Source organism: Cupriavidus basilensis (assembly GCF_000876015.1).
GTDB classification, from domain to species: Bacteria; Pseudomonadota; Gammaproteobacteria; order Burkholderiales; family Burkholderiaceae; genus Cupriavidus; species Cupriavidus basilensis_B.
The window spans coordinates 18,369-35,072 of the sequence record NZ_BBQM01000025.1; the positions used below are offsets into that span (position 1 = coordinate 18,369).

Annotated in this window: 18 protein-coding genes; all 18 read left to right on the top strand. The window is 63.4% G+C overall.

The features are described from left to right. Positions 1 to 14 precede the first annotated feature (14 nt). The 18 genes from phnC to KF708C_RS27495 all read left to right on the top strand — a co-directional run bounded on the left by phnC (position 15) and on the right by KF708C_RS27495 (position 16,660). Positions 15 to 812 carry a phosphonate ABC transporter ATP-binding protein gene (phnC, locus tag KF708C_RS27405; protein ID WP_034396216.1) on the top strand — a complete coding sequence of 266 codons (798 nt, stop codon included), beginning with the start codon at positions 15 to 17 and terminating at the stop codon, positions 810 to 812. 11 nt (positions 813 to 823) lie between these two features. After that, positions 824 to 1,855, top strand: a complete 1,032-nt coding sequence (phnE, locus tag KF708C_RS27410; protein WP_080747452.1) for a phosphonate ABC transporter, permease protein PhnE — start codon at positions 824 to 826, stop codon at positions 1,853 to 1,855. A 26-nt stretch (positions 1,856 to 1,881) separates the two neighbouring features. Continuing rightward, entirely contained in the window at positions 1,882 to 2,361 is a 480-nt protein-coding gene (gene phnG, locus KF708C_RS27415; RefSeq protein ID WP_003118414.1) for a phosphonate C-P lyase system protein PhnG, read from the top strand. Beyond that, positions 2,351 to 2,938: a phosphonate C-P lyase system protein PhnH gene (gene phnH / locus KF708C_RS27420; protein ID WP_079263529.1), complete on the top strand. Its 588-nt coding sequence runs from the start codon at positions 2,351 to 2,353 to the stop codon at positions 2,936 to 2,938. The genes phnG and phnH overlap by 11 nt, the downstream gene beginning before the upstream one ends. Next, positions 2,938 to 4,059 (top strand): carbon-phosphorus lyase complex subunit PhnI, encoded by a 1,122-nt coding sequence (locus KF708C_RS27425; protein ID WP_034396212.1) that lies wholly within the window; start codon positions 2,938 to 2,940, stop codon positions 4,057 to 4,059. Before phnH ends, KF708C_RS27425 begins: the two co-directional genes overlap by 1 nt. Then, on the top strand, positions 4,056 to 4,961 hold the full coding sequence (locus KF708C_RS27430; protein WP_003118411.1) for an alpha-D-ribose 1-methylphosphonate 5-phosphate C-P-lyase PhnJ: 906 nt from the start codon (positions 4,056 to 4,058) through the stop codon (positions 4,959 to 4,961). Before KF708C_RS27425 ends, KF708C_RS27430 begins: the two co-directional genes overlap by 4 nt. Then, positions 4,958 to 5,788 (top strand): ATP-binding cassette domain-containing protein, encoded by an 831-nt coding sequence (locus tag KF708C_RS27435; RefSeq protein ID WP_034396209.1) that lies wholly within the window; start codon positions 4,958 to 4,960, stop codon positions 5,786 to 5,788. The genes KF708C_RS27430 and KF708C_RS27435 overlap by 4 nt, the downstream gene beginning before the upstream one ends. A gap of 13 nt (positions 5,789 to 5,801) precedes the next feature. Next, complete coding sequence (gene phnL, locus KF708C_RS27440; RefSeq protein WP_003118408.1) at positions 5,802 to 6,527, top strand: phosphonate C-P lyase system protein PhnL; 726 nt, start codon at positions 5,802 to 5,804, stop codon at positions 6,525 to 6,527. After that, on the top strand, positions 6,524 to 7,678 hold the full coding sequence (locus KF708C_RS27445; protein ID WP_003118407.1) for an alpha-D-ribose 1-methylphosphonate 5-triphosphate diphosphatase: 1,155 nt from the start codon (positions 6,524 to 6,526) through the stop codon (positions 7,676 to 7,678). Before phnL ends, KF708C_RS27445 begins: the two co-directional genes overlap by 4 nt. Positions 7,679 to 7,691: 13 nt before the next feature. Continuing rightward, entirely contained in the window at positions 7,692 to 8,261 is a 570-nt protein-coding gene (gene phnN / locus KF708C_RS27450; protein WP_003118406.1) for a phosphonate metabolism protein/1,5-bisphosphokinase (PRPP-forming) PhnN, read from the top strand. Further along, positions 8,252 to 9,019, top strand: a complete 768-nt coding sequence (gene phnP / locus KF708C_RS27455; RefSeq protein WP_003118405.1) for a phosphonate metabolism protein PhnP — start codon at positions 8,252 to 8,254, stop codon at positions 9,017 to 9,019. The genes phnN and phnP overlap by 10 nt, the downstream gene beginning before the upstream one ends. Then, positions 9,016 to 9,864 carry a DMT family transporter gene (locus KF708C_RS27460; RefSeq protein WP_023121731.1) on the top strand — a complete coding sequence of 283 codons (849 nt, stop codon included), beginning with the start codon at positions 9,016 to 9,018 and terminating at the stop codon, positions 9,862 to 9,864. Before phnP ends, KF708C_RS27460 begins: the two co-directional genes overlap by 4 nt. Positions 9,865 to 9,943: 79 nt before the next feature. Next, complete coding sequence (locus KF708C_RS27465; protein WP_003118403.1) at positions 9,944 to 11,278, top strand: site-specific integrase; 1,335 nt, start codon at positions 9,944 to 9,946, stop codon at positions 11,276 to 11,278. Between the two features lie 56 nt (positions 11,279 to 11,334). Then, entirely contained in the window at positions 11,335 to 14,322 is a 2,988-nt protein-coding gene (locus tag KF708C_RS27470; protein WP_034396199.1) for a Tn3 family transposase, read from the top strand. 75 nt (positions 14,323 to 14,397) lie between these two features. Further along, entirely contained in the window at positions 14,398 to 14,769 is a 372-nt protein-coding gene (locus KF708C_RS27475) for a hypothetical protein (RefSeq protein WP_059414264.1), read from the top strand. A 39-nt stretch (positions 14,770 to 14,808) separates the two neighbouring features. Beyond that, positions 14,809 to 15,234 (top strand): antitoxin Xre/MbcA/ParS toxin-binding domain-containing protein, encoded by a 426-nt coding sequence (locus KF708C_RS27480; RefSeq protein WP_059414266.1) that lies wholly within the window; start codon positions 14,809 to 14,811, stop codon positions 15,232 to 15,234. Then, complete coding sequence (locus tag KF708C_RS27485; protein ID WP_059414268.1) at positions 15,234 to 15,689, top strand: RES family NAD+ phosphorylase; 456 nt, start codon at positions 15,234 to 15,236, stop codon at positions 15,687 to 15,689. Before KF708C_RS27480 ends, KF708C_RS27485 begins: the two co-directional genes overlap by 1 nt. Positions 15,690 to 16,381: 692 nt before the next feature. Next, positions 16,382 to 16,660 carry a hypothetical protein gene (locus KF708C_RS27495; RefSeq protein ID WP_059414272.1) on the top strand — a complete coding sequence of 93 codons (279 nt, stop codon included), beginning with the start codon at positions 16,382 to 16,384 and terminating at the stop codon, positions 16,658 to 16,660. Positions 16,661 to 16,704: the final 44 nt, after the last annotated feature.

Consider the following 16,704-nt stretch of genomic DNA (forward strand, 5'->3'; position numbering starts at 1 on the left):
AGAAAGGAAGCGACATGATCCGCTTTGAATCTCTCCAAAAAATCTGGCCCGATGGCACCCGGGCGATCAGCGAGGTGTCGCTGGAGATCCCGCAGGGCCAGTTCTGCGTGATCCTCGGCCCTTCGGGTGCGGGCAAATCCACGCTGTTGCGCGCGGTCAACGGACTCATGCGGCCGACCTCGGGCCGGGTGCTGATCGACGGCATCGAATTCAACACTGCCACGCAGCGCGCGTTGCGCCAGCGCGTGGCCATGATCCACCAGCACTTCAACCTGACCAACCGCATGAGCGTTGCGGCCAATGTGCTGTCCGGCCTGTTGCCCACGGTCTCCACCTTGCGTGCCCTGTCCGGCTGGTTCAAGCCTGAGCAGCGCCAGAAAGCCTGCCAGTTGCTCAACCGCGTCGGCTTGTCACCCACACACCTCCAGCGCCGTGCGGGCGACTTGTCGGGCGGTCAGCAGCAGCGGGTGGGCATTGCCCGCGCTTTCATGATGGACCCCGAAGTGGTGCTGGCCGACGAACCGGTGGCTAGCCTGGACCCCAAGATCTCGCGTGACATCCTGAGCCTGATTCGCGACGCTGCGCGCGAGCGCAACGCAACCGTGTTGTGCAGCCTGCACCAGGTCGATCTGGCCCGTGAGTTTGGCGACCGCATCGTGGGCATGCGCGACGGACGTGTCGTTTTCGACGGCACGCCAGCGGAATTCACCGACGAGCGCGTGCATGCGCTTTACCAGGGTGCCCGCTGGGAAGATGCACCAGCGGCCGAGAGCGACGCGCAGCACTCGGTGGCCGGTCTGGCTGTGGCATGAGGGGCGAAGCGATGACCACATCCACACGCCCCATACCCGTGCCGCCCCAGGGCACCGCACTGCACTGGCACCTGAGCGCGCCCTACAACGCCAAACATCTGCTGGTGCTGATCGCCGTCATGGTGCTGTTGTTCGTGACCGGACAACGCACCGAAATGGACCGCATGGTGGCCATGACGGCACAGGCCGTGGCCAAGACCGTGGGCCTGGCTGACGATTCACAAGTCGCGCGCGGCTTGTCGCGCGTCGGTCAAGCCATGTGGCCACCCGCCATCGCAGAAACCGAAGAGGTGGGCCGGATTCAGGACCTGGATCGCCAGAAGCTGCCCCTGTTCTCGCACATCGAGACCCAGGAGCGCGTCGAGCAGAAGATGAATCTGGACACGCTGAAGATGGAAGCCACGACGGAAACCGTCGAAGTGCTGGTCAAGCCGGTCGGCTATGTCTGGACGGTTTTCATCAAGATGATCGAGACCCTGGAGATTGCGCTGTGGGGCACGATCCTGTCGGTGCTGGTGTCGATTCCCCTGGCGTATTTCGCGGCCCGCAACTACAGCCCCAACCGTTTTACCTACACCGCTGCCCGCGGCACCATCAGTCTGCTGCGTTCAGCGCCGGAACTCATCGTCGCTTTGTTCCTGGTGCTGGCCTACGGCTTTGGCCCCATCGCTGGCGTGCTGGCGCTGGGCCTGCATGCGGCCGGCTTCCTGGGCAAGTTCTACGCCGAGGACATCGAGAACGCCGACAAGAAGCCGCAAGAGGCGCTGGAGGCCATCGGCGCGGGCAAGCTCAAGACGCTGTGGTACGGCGTCATCCCCCAGGTCTTGCCGCAATACATCGCCTACACCGCCTACATCCTGGACCGCAACCTGCGCATGGCCACCGTCATCGGTCTGGTGGGCGCGGGCGGCATCGGCCAGGAACTCAAGGGCCGTTTTGACATGTTCCAGTACGGCCATGTCATGACCATCCTGATCGCGATCTTCGTCTTTGTGTTCGTGCTGGACCAGTTGCAGGCGCGCATCCGCGCCAAGCTGATCTGAGGCGACCGCTGACAACAAGGAACAACATGACAAACACTTCTGAAGCACCGGATCGTGCGCAGTGGCTGCGGCTGTGGTCGGCCTTGCCGGCCGCAGCGGTCAAGGCCCTGGCGGCCGATCTGGCGGGCCAGCACCGGGTCGAAGACCTGGCGTTGCCGCAATCCGGTCTGGGCCTGCTGCCGCTGACCGACAGCGCCCTGGGCGATACCTATTTCATCGGTGAGATTCCCTTGGCACAAGCGCATGTGCGGGTCACGACCACCCAAGGGCAGTCGATCGAAGGCGCGGCCATTCTGGTGGACGACCGTGCCGGTGTGGCCCGTTCCATGGCCATCCTGGACGCGGTGCTGGCGGCCCGCATGCCAGGTTGTGAAGCGGCCCTGCGGTTGCTCACCCAGGGTGCGACCGCCGTGGCGGAACAAGGCCGCCAGCGCCGCGCCTTACTCGCGGCCACGCGGGTGGACTTTGCCCTGCTGGGAACGAACGAGGAGGACGATGATGAATGAGACTGGGATGGCGGCGGCACCGGCAGAAGCCGCGTGGCGCATCTGGCAAGCGCCGCGCCAGCAAACGGCGTTTCGCCAGTTGATGACCGCGTTTTCCTATCCGGGCCGCGTGGTGCCACTGGCCGATGGCGCTGAATCGGCGCTCCTGCTGGTGTTGACCACCCTGGTGGACAGCGCCTGTGCGCTGGCCGATCCGCTGCACGCGCTATCAAGCGACGATCTGCGCCGACTGGGCGTGCGCTCGGCCAGTGTGGAGGCGGCCGAGTTCGTGCTGGCCGATGGCAACCGTTTGCTGGAGGCCACGCCGCGCCTGGGATCGCTGGAAAACCCCGAACAAGGCGCGACCGTGGTGATGCGCGTCTCCCGTTTCGGTGAGGGTCCCCATCTGCGGCTCACCGGGCCGGGTATTCAACACGAGCAGGTGCTGCAGGTCAGCGGCATCGATCCGGGCTGGTGGAAGCAACGGTCCGAATGGAATGCCCACTTCCCGCTGGGCGTGGACCTGATTCTGGTGAGCGGGCACGAGGTCGCGGTATTGCCCCGAACCACCCACATCAACCTCAAAGGAGCCCACTGATGGGATACGTTGCCATCAAGGGCGGTGGCCGGGCCATCGCCGGTGCCGAAGCCGCCGTCGAAGCCCTGCGCTGCGCCGAAGGGCCAGCGGGTACGCCGCTCACGCTGTCGGCCATCGAACAGCAGTTGCGGTTGCTGACATCGCGCGTCGTGTCGGAAGGGGGCCTCTACCACCCACGCCTGGCCGCTCTGGCCATCAAACAGATGCAGGGCGACACACTGGAAGCGGCGTTCGCTCTGCGCGCCTACCGCTCCACCAAGCCACGCCTGATGGATGTGCCGGTGCAGGACACGAGCCGCATGCGCCTAATCCGCCGGATTTCGAGCGCTTTCAAGGACATCCCCGGCGGACAGATGCTGGGCCCGACCACCGACTACGCGCTGCGCCTGATGCGTCTGGATTTGGCCAACGAGTCGCCCGAGGACTTTCGCGCGGTCTCGCGGCGGTTTCTGGACGGCGTGGCCGACACCGACCTGCCCGACAGCTTCCCCAAGGTGGTCGATGCCTTGCGTGACGAAGGCTTGCTGCCGCCGCTGACCCGGCGCGCCCATGCGGCGTTCGACATCACCCGCGACCCGCTGGTTTTCCCAGTGCCGCGTTCGGCGGCCCTGGCCACCATGGCACGCGCCGAAACCGGCTCGCTCTTGGCGATTGCGTATTCCAACATGCGTGGCTATGGCGACGTGCACCCCACCATCGCCGAGCTGCGCGTGGGCTATGTGCCGGTGATGCTGCCGCACCCGGTGACAGGCGAGCCCATCGAAGCCGGTGAGGTACTGATGACCGAATGCGAAGTGGTGGCCATGTTTGAGGGTGATGCTACCGACGGCCCACCCACTTTCACCCTAGGCTATGGCGCCTGTTTCGGTCACAACGAAGTCAAGGCCATCGCCATGGCCATCCTCGACCGCGCCCTGCAAAAGGGTATGCGCGACGGTCCCAGCAACCCGTCGGAAGACCCGGAATTCGTGCTGCTGCACGTCGATGGCGTGGATTCGATGGGCTTTGCCAGTCACTACAAGATGCCGCACTACGTGACCTTCCAGTCCGACATGGACCGGCTGCGCACCACGCAGGACAAGGCAACCGCACAACCGACCCAAGAAGGAGCGCCATCATGAACCCGGGCTACGAACTGCCCCTGGACGAGGCGGGCTACAGCTTCGGCTTCCTGGACGAATACGCCAAGCGCGAGGTGCGCCGCACCATCCTCAAGGCGATCAGCATCCCCGGTTACCAGACGCCCTATGCCTCACGCGAAATGCCTATGGGGCGCGGCTTTGGCACCGGCGGTCTGCAGGTTACGCTGTCGCTGATTGGCGAGGGCGACACCCTGAAGGTGATCGACCAGGGCGCGGACGACTCCGTCAACGCGGTGAACCTGCGTCACTTTGTGGAACTGACCTGCCCGGGCGTGGACACCACAGAACACACGCTTGATGCCACTCTGATCCAGTCGCGCCACCGCATTCCGGAAACGCCGCTGACCGAAGCGCAGGTGTTGATCCTGCAAGTGCCGTATCCGGACCCACTGGTGGTGGTGGAACCCTCCGAGGCTCGACGCAAGGTCATGCACGGCGAAGGCGACTATTCGCGGCTGCTGACCAAGCTGTACGAGGACATCGTGCAGTTTGACGAGATCACCATCTCGCACCGCTACCCCACGCGCATCAACGGCCACTATGTGATCGACCCCAGCCCGATCCCGCGCTACGACGTGCCGCAGTTGCACCAGAGCCCGGCGCTGATCCTGCTGGGTGCGGGGCGCGAGAAAAAAATCTATGCGGTGCCGCCGTACACCCGCGCCGACCCGCTGGCGTTCGACGACGTGCCATTCCGCACCGAAGACTTCACCAACGAACACGGCCAGCGCCGCGCCTGCGAACGGTGCGGCGCCACCGACAGCTTCCTCGACGAGCTCATTGCCGACGATGGCGGCAAGCACTGGCATTGCTCGGACTCGGATTTTTGCAATAGCCGTATGGCCCGCCAGGCTGAACAAGCTCAGGAGACCACGGTATGAAAAAAATTCTGGAAGTACGCGGACTGACCAAGATCCACGGCCGGGGTTGCGAACTCTGCCTGGAGAGCACTGGCCCCGACATGGACACCAACATCTGCCCACACTGTGGCTCGGTGGTGGCCTGCCACAACATCAGCCTGGACCTGCACGAGGGCGAGATCCTCGGCATCATGGGCGAGTCCGGCAGCGGCAAGTCCACCGTGGTCAAGACGCTGTTCTTCGACGATGCGCCCACCGCTGGTGAAGCCCTGTTTTTTGACGGCGAGCGCCAGTGGGACATGTTCGCGCTCAACGCCGCGCAGCAGCGCTGGCTGCGCAACCACCGCTTTGGCATGGTGTACCAGAACCCGCATCTGGGACTCAATTTCAACGTCTCGGCCGGCGGAAACATTGCCGAGCGCCTGCTGATGAGCGACCTGGCCCACTACGGCGAAATCCGCGAACGGGCGCGCAGCTTGTTGGCGCGCACTGAGGTGTTGGCAGAACGCATGGACGAGTCGCCCAAGAAGTTCTCGGGCGGCATGCAGCAGCGCGTGCAGATCGCCAAGGCACTGGCCACCCAGCCGCCGCTGCTCTACCTCGACGAGGTCACCACCGGCCTGGACCTTTCGGTGCAGGCGCGCATCCTGGACCTGATTCTGGAAATCCAGCAGGAGCTGGGCACCGCCATGATCGTGGTCACCCACGATCTGGGTGTCATCCGCCTGCTGACCGGACGCACGATCGTCATGAAATACGGCCGCGTCATCGAGTCCGGGCTGACCGACCAGATCCTCGAAGACCCCCAGCACGCCTACACCCAGCGCCTGGTCGCGTCGGCTCTCTGAGGAAACCTGAATCATGCAAGAAGCCATCCTCAAAATCGAAGGTCTCTCCAAACAGTTCCAGCTGCACGACCAGAACAAACTGATCCCGTCGTGTGCACAGGTTCAACTGGAGGTGTTTGCCGGCGAGCTGACCGCGCTGATCGGCCCGACCGGCGCCGGCAAATCGTCGGTGCTCAAGGCCATTTACCGCACCTACCTGCCCAGCAGTGGGCGCATCCTTTACCGGGACGCCAACGGTGCCATCACCGATCTGGCCCAGGCCAGCGAACACCGCATGCTGGAGCTGCGCAAGCAGGACCTGGGTTTCGTCACCCAATTTCTGCACTGTCTACCGCGCAAGTCGGCGGTCGAGGTAGTGGCCGAGCCGCTGGTGCAGCGGGGCAGCCCGCGCGAAGCTGCTGCCGAGCGCGCGCGCGAACTGCTGGCCCTGCTCAACGTGCCGGAACGCTTGTGGGCGGTACCACCCGCCACCTTCTCGGGCGGCGAGAAACAGCGCGTCAACCTGGCACGCGGGCTGATCGCCCGGCCTCGGCTGCTGTTGCTTGACGAACCCACGGCCAGCCTAGACCCGTCCACCACCGACCGCGTGGTGGAGCTGTTGAAGTCCATCAAGGCCGAAGGCGTGGCCATGCTGGCCATCTTCCACGACCCCGAACTTGTCCGACGCCTGGCCGATCGCGTCGTAACCCTCACGCCCCCGGTGTCTGCGGCGGCATTGCTGGAGACCTGTGCCTCATGAATCCCATTTTGCTGACCCATGCCCGCGTGGTGTTCCCCACCGAAGTCCGTGACAACGTGGCCATCCTGATCGAAGGCGACACCATCACAGCCATCGACCCGGCCAGCAGCGCAGGTGCCACCGAGATCGACCTGCGCGGTCGCACCCTGATGCCAGGTCTGATCGACCTGCACTGCGACGCAATGGAGAAAGAGGTGGAGCCGCGGCCCGGCGTGCACTTCCCGCTGGAGTTCGCCTGTGCCCAGGCCGACAAGCGCAATGCGGCGGCCGGCATCACGACGGTGTTTCATGCCCTGTCCTTTGCCAACCACGAGCTGGGCGTGCGCAACAACGCCTTCGCCGCCGAGATCGCCCGTTCGATTGGCGACTGGCAGGCCCATGCCCTGATCGACAACCGGGTGCATGTGCGTTACGAGGTGACGGACGAAACGGCGCCGCCGGTGCTGTCGGCGCTGCTGCAGGACGGTCATGCGCACCTCATGTCTTTCATGGATCACAGCCCCGGTCAGGGTCAGTTCCGCGATGTCGAGGCGTACCGCGCCTACCTGGCCAAGACCTACAAGACCGATGAGGCGCAGATCGACGACATCCTGGCGCGCAAAGCCGGGGCCGCACAGGGCGCCATGCGGCGCATGGAGCAGCTTGCGGAACTGGCCCGTGCGTGCGGCGTGTCCATTGCCAGCCACGACGACGACAGCCCGCAGAAAGTGGCGACCGTCAAGGCCCTGGGCGCTGTGGTGTCGGAGTTTCCGGTGAACCTGGAGACGGCACAGGCCGCCCGTGCACAAGGCCTGGCCACCTTGTTTGGCGCTCCCAACATCCTGCGCGGCAAGTCCCAGTCGGGCAACATGCGTGCCCTCGATGCCGTGCTGGCCGGTGTCGCCGACTGCCTGTGCGGTGACTACTCGCCAGCGGCGCTGTTGCCGTCGGTCATGCGCTTGCCCGATCTGGCCGGCATCCCCCTGGCCGAGGCTGTGGCCCTCGTCACGTGCAACCCAGCTCGTGCTGCAGGTTTGCACGACCGGGGCGAGATCGCCGTGGGCAAGCGCGCAGACCTGATTGCGGTCAAAACCATGGGCGGACTGCCACAGGCCGAGCGGGTCTGGTCGGGCGGTAAAGCTTCGCTGGTCGCGCATTTTGACCACGCCTGAGAGGGACTGGCACATGCGAACTCGCCTCATCTACGTGGTCGGCGCCTCGGGCAGCGGCAAGGACACGCTCATGGGCCATGCCCGCCAGAAGCTGGCGGGTGATCCCAGGGTGTGTTTTGCCCATCGCTACATCACCCGACCCGCAACGGCAGGCGGCGAAAACCATGTGGCCTTGACCACGGAGGAATTCACCGCTCGCCAGAACGGCAAGCTCTTTGCCATGCACTGGTCCAGCCACGGCCTGCATTACGGAATCGGCATCGAGATCAACCAGTGGCTGGGCAAAGGCATCACGGTGGTGATCAACGGCTCGCGGGAATACCTGGACGAGGCCCGCCAACGTTACCCGGAGCTGCTGCCGGTGACGATTGACGTGGCCACCACCGTGCTGCGTGATCGGCTGCTGGCCCGTGGCCGCGAGGATGCCGAATCCATTGAGCAGCGCCTGCACCGCCATGAAACGTTGCGCCTGCAGCCCGTGCCCGGTGTGCTCATCCAGAACAACGGACCCGTCGAGGTGGCCGGCGAAGCGCTGATCCGGTTGATCGCAGAACACACCCAAGGAGCGCCAGTATGCGTGTGAGTTTTCTGGGCACGGGCGCTGCGGGCGGGGTTCCGCTCTACGGTTGCACCTGCCGGGCCTGTGAACGCGCAAGGACCGAGCCACACTTCGTCCGCCGCCCTTGCAGCGCCCTGATTGAATCCGGAGGTACCCGGGTGCTACTGGATGCCGGGCTGATGGACCTTCACGAACGGTTTGCGCCGGGTAGCCTGGACGCGATTGTTCTCACGCACTACCACCCCGACCACGTGCAGGGACTCTTTCATCTGCGCTGGGGTAAGGGGACGCCCATCACAGTCTATGGCCCACCAGACAGCGAAGGCTGCGCCGATTTGTTCAAGCACCCTGGTGTACTGGCCTTCGAGACGGTGCACAAGTTCGAGGCCTTCACCGTCGGGGCGCTGCGCCTGACGCCCCTGCCGCTGCTTCACTCCAAACCCACGCTGGGCTATGCCATCGAGGGCACCCAGGGCCAACGCTTCGCCTACCTCACAGACACCCTGGGTTTGCCGCCGAAGTCGGCCAAGTTCCTGCGCGCCTGGGGCGACTTTGACATGGCCATCGACTGTTCCTATCCGCCGCACCCGACCCCGAAAAACCACAACGATTGGGACGAAGCACATCGGTGTGCCATCGAATCTGGTGCCCGCATCACCTGGCTCACCCATGCCGGTCATGCGCTGGACGACTGGATGATGGAAGAGACGCCGAGCGTCGCAAGTCATATCCGGCTGGCCCGGGACGGCAGCACGGCCGACATACCGTCCCAAACGCAATGAACGCGCCGCTGGCACTGGCCCTGTCGGTGGCCATGCACGTCACCTGGAACCTGATGGCACGGCATTTGCCCAGGGAATCGAACCCGCTGTGGTGGGTGTTGCTCGCCCATCTGGTGCTGTTTGCGCCCTGGGGGTTCTGGGAGCTGGCGACAACCGTCGTTTGGTCACTGGAGATGACGCTGCTACTGATCGTATCGGCCACTGCGAATGTGGTTTATTTCTCCGGTCTGGCCAGGGCCTACGAGCACGCACCGGTCGCACTGGTCTATCCTCTGGTGCGCAGTTCACCTCTTTTCATTGCGATCTGGGGCACGCTGTTCTTCGGTCAAAATCTCCCGCCCATTGCCTGGCTGGGCATTGGCATCAGCGTGCTGGGCTTGCTCGTCATGGCATCGAGTGCTCAACAGGGGTCGGATCGACGAGCATTCCGATGGGCCATGCTGGCCATGTTGGCGACAAGCGTTTATTCCCTGAGTGACAAGGCGGCCACCGAACACATCCCAAGCTTCATGGGGCTCGTGGGTTTTCTGTCCGTCGGCTACCTGGCATCCTGGATCAGCATGACCTTGCGCATGCATCGGCACACCCGCAGTTGGGTGCCGGCACAGCGCATTGATCTCGCGTCGCTGGCTCTTGGCGGAACCTGTATCGGTCTCGCCTACGCCTTGGTTATCCACGCCATGCGCCAGTTGCCTGCGGCGGAGGTCGTGTCGTACACCAACGCCGGTATCGTGCTCGCTGCAGTTCTCTCCATTTTTTTGTTCAATGACAAAGTCGGATGGCAAAAGAGAATCATGGGGGTCGTGATCATCACGAGTGGTTTGGGGGTGCTTGCCATGAGGTGAGCGACACAATACCAACCATCGCACACCAGCATTCCAACCCGGCTCGCGACCTGCCGGTGAAGTAAAAGCGACTTCCGATATGTCCCAAATTTCCCGATACGTCGAGGCCGCCGAGCGTGACAACACGCGTCGAAGCTATGCCGCAGCCATTCGCCATTTCGAGGTGGAGTGGAAAGGCTTGCTGCCAACGACCGCTGATGCAACCTCCCGTTACCTGGCTGACCACGCGGCCACGCTGGCGATCAGCACCCTCCGTCAGCGGCTCGCCGCGCTCTCGCGCTGGCACATCGACCATGGTTTTGCAGACCCGACCAAGGCACCCTTGGTGCGCCAGGTTCTCAAAGGCATTCGCTCCATTCACTCGGTTGCAGAAAAGCGGGCACGCCCCCTTGAAATCGATGTCGTCCAGCAGATCGATCAATGGCTGGGGGTGGCCATCGGCAACGCAGAACGCAGCGATGACCGATTGGCGCTGCTTCGCCACACCCGCAACCGCAGTTTGCTGCTGCTGGGTTTCTGGCGGGGATTTCGATCGGACGAGTTGGTCAACCTGCGGGTGGAGAACGTGGAAGTCTCGCCTGGCGAAGGGCTGTCGTGCTACCTGAGCCGCAGCAAGGGCGATCGGCAGATGCTGGGCCGCGTATACAAATGTCCGGCGCTGTCCCGCCTGTGTCCTGTGACGGCTTTCACGGCATGGGTCAGTCTGGTCGGCCTGACCCAAGGCCCGGTGTTTCGCAAGATCGACCGCTGGGGGCGAATCGGTCAAGAAGGGCTGCATGCCAACAGCCTGATCCCATTGTTGCGCAGCCTTTTGGCTGAGGCCGGGGTCGCCGCTTCCGAGGCATACAGCAGCCACTCCCTGCGTCGCGGATTTGCCGGTTGGGCTCGCGCCAGCGGTTGGGACATCAAGGAACTCATGGAGTACGTGGGCTGGAAGGATGTCAAATCGGCCATGCGTTATCTGGATGCCTCCGGCAGCGCACTTCAGGCCCGGTTTGAGGCGGGTCTCGCAACACTGGCCCCAGCAGATCGAGCGGATCGGTCACCACCGCCTTCGATGCACGCGCCGGCCGAGCAAACCAAGGAACAGGCCCAGAGGCCCCGTCTGCCTGAGCTCGCAACACCATCGGCAATCCTGCGCGTCACAGTGTTGCTGGCCCGGTTCAGCCCACAATCGCGCGGGCTGACGAGAGGCCGGCGGCTGATCGAGCAGACCTGCTTCGAGCGCTACGCCATGCAGCGCTTGAATACCGAGGGCACACAGTACGAACTGACAGTGCCCTACGAATCCAGGGATTCACTGGAAGAGGCGATTGCCGCTTTGCTCGATGACATGTACCGCATCGCCGAGGACAACCAGTGCCTGCTGGAGGCTGCGTTTCACGAGCCGGCCACCGACTCGTATTGGGACTGAAGGGCTGGGATGATGACGGCGGATGGCACGACGCACCAGCGGGGGAGGCCTCACGAATGACTACGCTTCATGAGACGGCCTATCCCCATCTGAAGCCCGACCCCACTGAGAGGGAGCTGGCAGAACTCTTCACACCCACCGAGGCGGAACGGGCGCTGGTGGCGGGAGTCGGCAAACGGCCTTTACCTCGCGTGGCCGCCCTCATTCACCTGAAGGTTTTCCAGCGCCTGGGGTATTTTCTGACACTGTCCGATGTGCCGCAGGTGATCAGGGAACACGTTGCACAGCACGCGGGTGTCCCGCGGGCGCCAGCGCTGGCGGACCTCAAGCGCTTTGAGGCCTCGGGCTCGCGCATGGTGGTCTTCACAGCATTGCGTCGCTATCTGAACGTCAAACCACTCAACCCGGCGGGGTACGCCTGGCTGGGCGTTGTGGCGGACACCGCGGCCGAGACGAAACACGCCGTGGCCGACATCATCAACGTGATGCTGGAGGAGTTGGTCCACCATCGCTGCGAATTGCCCGCCTTCTCGACGCTGGATCGGATGGCGTTTCGTGCCCGGGAAAAGAGCAACAACCAGCATTTCTCCGCCATCGCTGGGCAACTGACGTCACAGACGAAGACATTGATCGATGGCTTGCTCAAGACGGCCACGGGCGAGTCGGCGTCACCCTGGCAAATGCTCAAGCGCGAGCCCAAGCGGCCCACCAACAAAGAAACACGGACCTACATCCAGCACATCCGGCGTCTGCAGCACCTGGTGGAGCAACTTCCCAAGCCCGACGTGCCCGTGCCCAAGCTCAAGCAGTTCCGGCTGCTGGCGCGCGCGCTCAATGCCACTGAGATGGCTGAACTCAAGCCACAAAAGCGCTATGCGCTGGTGGTGATCTTCATTCGGGCGCAGCATGCCCAATCGCTGGACGACGCTGCCGACCTGTTCATCCGTCTCATGCAGAACCTGGAGAACAATGCCCGGCAGAAACTGTTGTCCTTCCAGCAGGAGCGCGTCCACAAGACCGACATGCTGGTCGGGCAGCTCAAGGACATCCTGGGTGCCTACCAGTTGGTTGGGACCGACACCCAACGCGTCGAAGCCATCAGCACGACCCTGGTGGCCGAAGTGGACGAGCTGCTGAACGAATGCGAACAGCATCTGGCCTATGCCGGGCGCAACCACCTGCCGTTCCTGCTGCAGCCGTACAAGATGGTGCGAGCGCAGCTGCTCAACTGCATCGACATCGCGTCGCCCAAGGCCAGCAGCGAGGACCTGGTGGTGGAGCGGCTGATGGAAGCCCTCTCCAAACTGCGCGACAACCGTGCCGACACCGTACCGCTGGACATGCTGGGCCTGAGTGAAGACACGGATTTGCGCTGGATGTCGGCCCAGTGGAGAAAGCTTGTGCTGGTCAAACCGGCAGGCAAGGGCCGCGCGGAGTCCGTCCGCCGCCGGTATTTTGAGCTGGCCGTCATGCACGCCGTCAAGGACGATCTGAAGTCCGGAGACCTCTTCATCAAGTTCGGGGAGCGCTACGACGACTACCGCGAGCAGTTGGTCGATGACGAAACCTTTGAACGCGAGCTGGGCGACTATGGGCAGGTCACGGGCATCGAGACGGAGCCCGGCGCCTTCGTGTCGAAGCTGAAATCGTCCATGGCGCTGCGAGCCATGGAAATCGATGCCGGATTTCCAGAAAACGCCCATGCTGAAATCGTCGATGGACGCCTGATCCTCAGAAAACCGCCTCGCTCAGACATTGTCGAGGCCGCCGCGCGCATCGACGGCATGATCACCGAGCGGATGGAGGCGGCCAGCATTGTGGACGTGATGATCGACACCGAGCGGTGGCTGGACCTTCACAAGCTGTTTCGTCCGCTGGCGGGGACCGACAGTCGCCTTGAGGACTTGCGCATGCGCGTGATCACGACCTTGTTCTGCTATGGCTGCAACCTGGGACCCGTTCAGACCGCCAAATCGATCAAAGGTCTGAGTCGGCGTCAGATTTCCTGGCTGAACCTGAAATACGTCAGCGAAGACCTTCTGGACAAGGCCATCGTCAAGGTGATTAACGCCTACAACAAGTTCGAACTGCCCGGTTACTGGGGCACCGGCAAACACGCATCGGCCGATGGCACCAAGTGGAACCTGTACGAGCAGAACCTACTGTCCGAGCACCACATCCGCTATGGCGGCTACGGCGGCATCGGCTACTACCATGTCTCCGACAAGTTCATCGCACTGTTCAGTCACTTCATTTCTTGTGGCACCTATGAGGGGATCCACATCCTGGATGGGCTGATGAGCAACGAGTCCGACATTCGGCCCGACACGATCCACGGTGACACGCAGGCACAGAGCTACCCGGTTTTTGCGCTGGCTCACTTGCTTGGCATCCAGCTCATGCCGCGCATCCGAGGCATCCAGGACCTGAAATTCCATCGCCCGCAGGCGGGCACCGTGTACCAGAACATCAATACGCTGTTCAGCGACGTGATCGACTGGCAGTTGATTGAACTGCATCTGCCGGCGATGCTGCGGGTGGCTGTGTCTATCAAGACGGGAAAGATCACGCCATCGGCCATCCTGCGCCGACTTGGCACTTACAGCCGCAAGAACAAGCTGTACTTCGCCTTCGTCGAACTCGGCAAAGTGATCCGGACCATGTTTCTGCTGAGCTACATCGGGGACGTCGGACTGCGCAAGGTGATCCACGCCGAAACCAACAAGAGCGAACAATTCAACGGCTTTGCCGGCTGGTCGTTTTTCGGGGGAGAGGGGATCATTGCCGAAAACATCCGGCACGAGCAGCGCAAGGTCATCAAGTACAACCACCTCGTGGCCAACATGATCATCCTGCACAACGTGGTGGGCATGACACGTGTACTGCGAGAGCTTCGCGACGAAGGCACCGAGATCACGCCGGAGATATTGGGCGGCCTTGCGCCGTTCCGCACGGCCCATATCAACCGATTTGGAGACTACACACTCGACTTCCGCCGGAAGATCGGTCCGCTGGATTTCGAAGTCACCATTATTCCAATATAATCATAAGGTTAGGTTCGTTTCTGCGGTTTTTTACATGAATCCCTGCCGACCCTCAATTCCGCGGCGGCCTTCTCGATGCTGGGCCTGCAGGGATCCGCCCATCGTCTGGCGGGTTCGCAGGGGGATGCCATCGACATCGTCGATGAGGCCCTTGTCGGCAACGAATCGGCCTGGATCAGCCGGCGCGAGATCCTGCTGCCCACCGGCCTCGACGGCACGCCTTGGACCATGCGGCTCTTCTGCCCAAAGCACATCGTTCGCGCTGTCGAGGCCCAGTTCGCTGGATGGCGTCCCGATGAGCCGATCGTTCTTCCCACTGTTGAGCCGGCTCGACTTAGCTTCGACAGCGTCCCATATTTCGCCGTCCAGCACAGCGACGGGGTCGGCGCGATATTCCAGCCGGCCTGGCTCGTCAGCGACTGGGGGCCGCCAGGAGGAATCATTTGATCTATAATTGGTAGTCATTTGATACCAGATGGAGCCGAGATGGTGATCACGCCCGAAGAGATCAGCGCGGTCATGGCGCTGGCGCCGGTGCCGCACTCGTTTGCCGAGCTCGATGCGGCGGTGCGCGAAGGCCTGCCGAAGGCGGCACTGCGCGAGAGCGTGGCGCATGTTGCGCGTTCGGTTGAGCAGCGACGCGCCTTGATGGCGCGGATCGTGCCGGAGGCGACCTACAAGCGCCGCCGCGAGCGGTTGTCGCCGGACGAGTCCGAGAAGACCGAGCGCCTGGCGCGAATCTTCGCGAGCGCCAATCTTGTCTGGGACGACGAAGACGACGCCCGTGAATTTCTCAACACGCCGCACCCGCTGCTGGAGGGCCGCACCCCCTTGGACGTTGGCATGACGGAGTTGGGCGCGCGCCGGGTGGAAGAGCTGCTCTGGAAGCTGTTCTATGGGATTCCGGTCTGATGCGGATCTACCGCATCGCCGACAGTCGCCACCCGATCTGGACCGGCACCGGCGCCATGCTGGTCGGAGGGCGCTTCAACAGCCCAGGGCGGCCCGTCATTTACGGGGCGCTGACCTTCGCCGGCGCCATGCTCGAGGTGCTGGTCCATGCGCGCATCGGCAAGGTGCCGCGCCACCACGTTTGTGTGGCCGCCGACGTGCCCGAGGATGTGTCAATTGAGCGCGTCGAATGGACGGCCTTGCCGGCAGGCTGGGATGCACACGATGCGCCAGCCATCGCGCGCGCCTACGGAGATCGCTGGCTGGAGGACGGGAGAACTGCGATCTTGCTGGTGCCGTCTGTGGTCGCGCGCGCCGAGTGGAATGCGCTGGTCAATCCTGCCCACCCGGAGGCTGTACGGATTGTCGTCGGGCCGGCTGAGCCCGTGCGCTGGGATGAGCGGCTATTCCGCTAGGAGCGCGCCAAACCGCTGCCCGGCGTGGAAGTCGCTCTGCCCGCCGGCCCGCGATTCCTCCGCGTTCCGGGCACCTATGGCGCGGTGCTAAGCAAGTCGGGCATCTACGATCAGATCCATGGCGACCATGCATGGTGCCAGTGGTTCGGTCTGCGTATGTTCGAGGTCCTCCCGGGCATGAGGGAGGAGGGCGGCCCAGTCGGCTTCCGCTATCCCTCATGCAAGCACCGTAGCCACCTGGCACTGGCGGTGCAGTCCGGCTAGCTGGAGGTCTGGCGCCGGCGGGTCTCCGTTCTCCTCGCCCCATACGCCCGCAGCCTTGATATCTGCGTGCAAGGCGTCGGTCGACTTGGGGGCGATGGGGTGAAAAAATTGAGAAGCGCCCTGATCATTTGCTATTCCTACGCTGGCTTGGCCGCCGCGGTCGAGGTGTCGCTTGGGTTCTGGAAGAAAGCGGCCGACAGAGAGGCCAATTTCAGCGCGCAAGAGCAGTCCCAGCAGTTCGCGCACGGCGCCGTCGCGGTGTGGGGCCGGTTGACCGATGGCGAGCAGGCCCCGGCGACGCGGCGCGGCTGCAAGCCTTGGTCGACGCGATGCGGCCGGCCGAAGACGAGTGAGAAAACGCCCCTTGAATTGGGTGGATCGGCCTCCACATCGATCTTCCGCCCGAGAGGGAAAACTTGGAGACCAATATGGATCGTGGAACCAAAGACGAGGCTTACGTCCGGCGCGCGCTGGAATTGGCCGATTCCGAATGCGGTCGCTGGATCGCAAACCAGAGCAGCTTCAACCACGCAGATTCGACCCCGCTTGATCCGTCGGTCAAAGCGGCCATCGTCACATCGACTGCAATCTATGTGCAGATGGCTGGATTCGATGACGCTGAGGTCAAAGCAGCACTGGCACTCGAGACGGAAGGCGAGGCTCGCGCCTTCATCGATCGCCTGCAGCCGAAAATGCCGCGACCGTAAGAAGTTCGGCAGGGGCCGCCCGCGAGGCGGTTTTTTTTCGCCGT

Bases quoted from the DNA above. Each gene is read 5' to 3' on its own strand.
- KF708C_RS27425 (WP_034396212.1), top strand. From the start codon at position 2,938: ATGGGATACGTTGCCATCAAGGGCGGTGGCCGGGCCATCGCCGGTGCC.
- phnL (WP_003118408.1), top strand. From the start codon at position 5,802: ATGCAAGAAGCCATCCTCAAAATCGAAGGTCTCTCCAAACAGTTCCAG.
- KF708C_RS27480 (WP_059414266.1), top strand. From the start codon at position 14,809: ATGGTGATCACGCCCGAAGAGATCAGCGCGGTCATGGCGCTGGCGCCG.
- KF708C_RS27470 (WP_034396199.1), top strand. From the start codon at position 11,335: ATGACTACGCTTCATGAGACGGCCTATCCCCATCTGAAGCCCGACCCC.
- KF708C_RS27460 (WP_023121731.1), top strand. From the start codon at position 9,016: ATGAACGCGCCGCTGGCACTGGCCCTGTCGGTGGCCATGCACGTCACC.
- KF708C_RS27475 (WP_059414264.1), top strand. From the start codon at position 14,398: ATGCTGGGCCTGCAGGGATCCGCCCATCGTCTGGCGGGTTCGCAGGGG.
- phnE (WP_080747452.1), top strand. From the start codon at position 824: ATGACCACATCCACACGCCCCATACCCGTGCCGCCCCAGGGCACCGCA.
- KF708C_RS27430 (WP_003118411.1), top strand. From the start codon at position 4,056: ATGAACCCGGGCTACGAACTGCCCCTGGACGAGGCGGGCTACAGCTTC.
- phnG (WP_003118414.1), top strand. From the start codon at position 1,882: ATGACAAACACTTCTGAAGCACCGGATCGTGCGCAGTGGCTGCGGCTG.
- KF708C_RS27435 (WP_034396209.1), top strand. From the start codon at position 4,958: ATGAAAAAAATTCTGGAAGTACGCGGACTGACCAAGATCCACGGCCGG.
- KF708C_RS27495 (WP_059414272.1), top strand. From the start codon at position 16,382: ATGGATCGTGGAACCAAAGACGAGGCTTACGTCCGGCGCGCGCTGGAA.
- phnC (WP_034396216.1), top strand. From the start codon at position 15: ATGATCCGCTTTGAATCTCTCCAAAAAATCTGGCCCGATGGCACCCGG.
- KF708C_RS27465 (WP_003118403.1), top strand. From the start codon at position 9,944: ATGTCCCAAATTTCCCGATACGTCGAGGCCGCCGAGCGTGACAACACG.
- phnN (WP_003118406.1), top strand. From the start codon at position 7,692: ATGCGAACTCGCCTCATCTACGTGGTCGGCGCCTCGGGCAGCGGCAAG.
- KF708C_RS27445 (WP_003118407.1), top strand. From the start codon at position 6,524: ATGAATCCCATTTTGCTGACCCATGCCCGCGTGGTGTTCCCCACCGAA.
- KF708C_RS27485 (WP_059414268.1), top strand. From the start codon at position 15,234: ATGCGGATCTACCGCATCGCCGACAGTCGCCACCCGATCTGGACCGGC.
- phnP (WP_003118405.1), top strand. From the start codon at position 8,252: ATGCGTGTGAGTTTTCTGGGCACGGGCGCTGCGGGCGGGGTTCCGCTC.
- phnH (WP_079263529.1), top strand. From the start codon at position 2,351: ATGATGAATGAGACTGGGATGGCGGCGGCACCGGCAGAAGCCGCGTGG.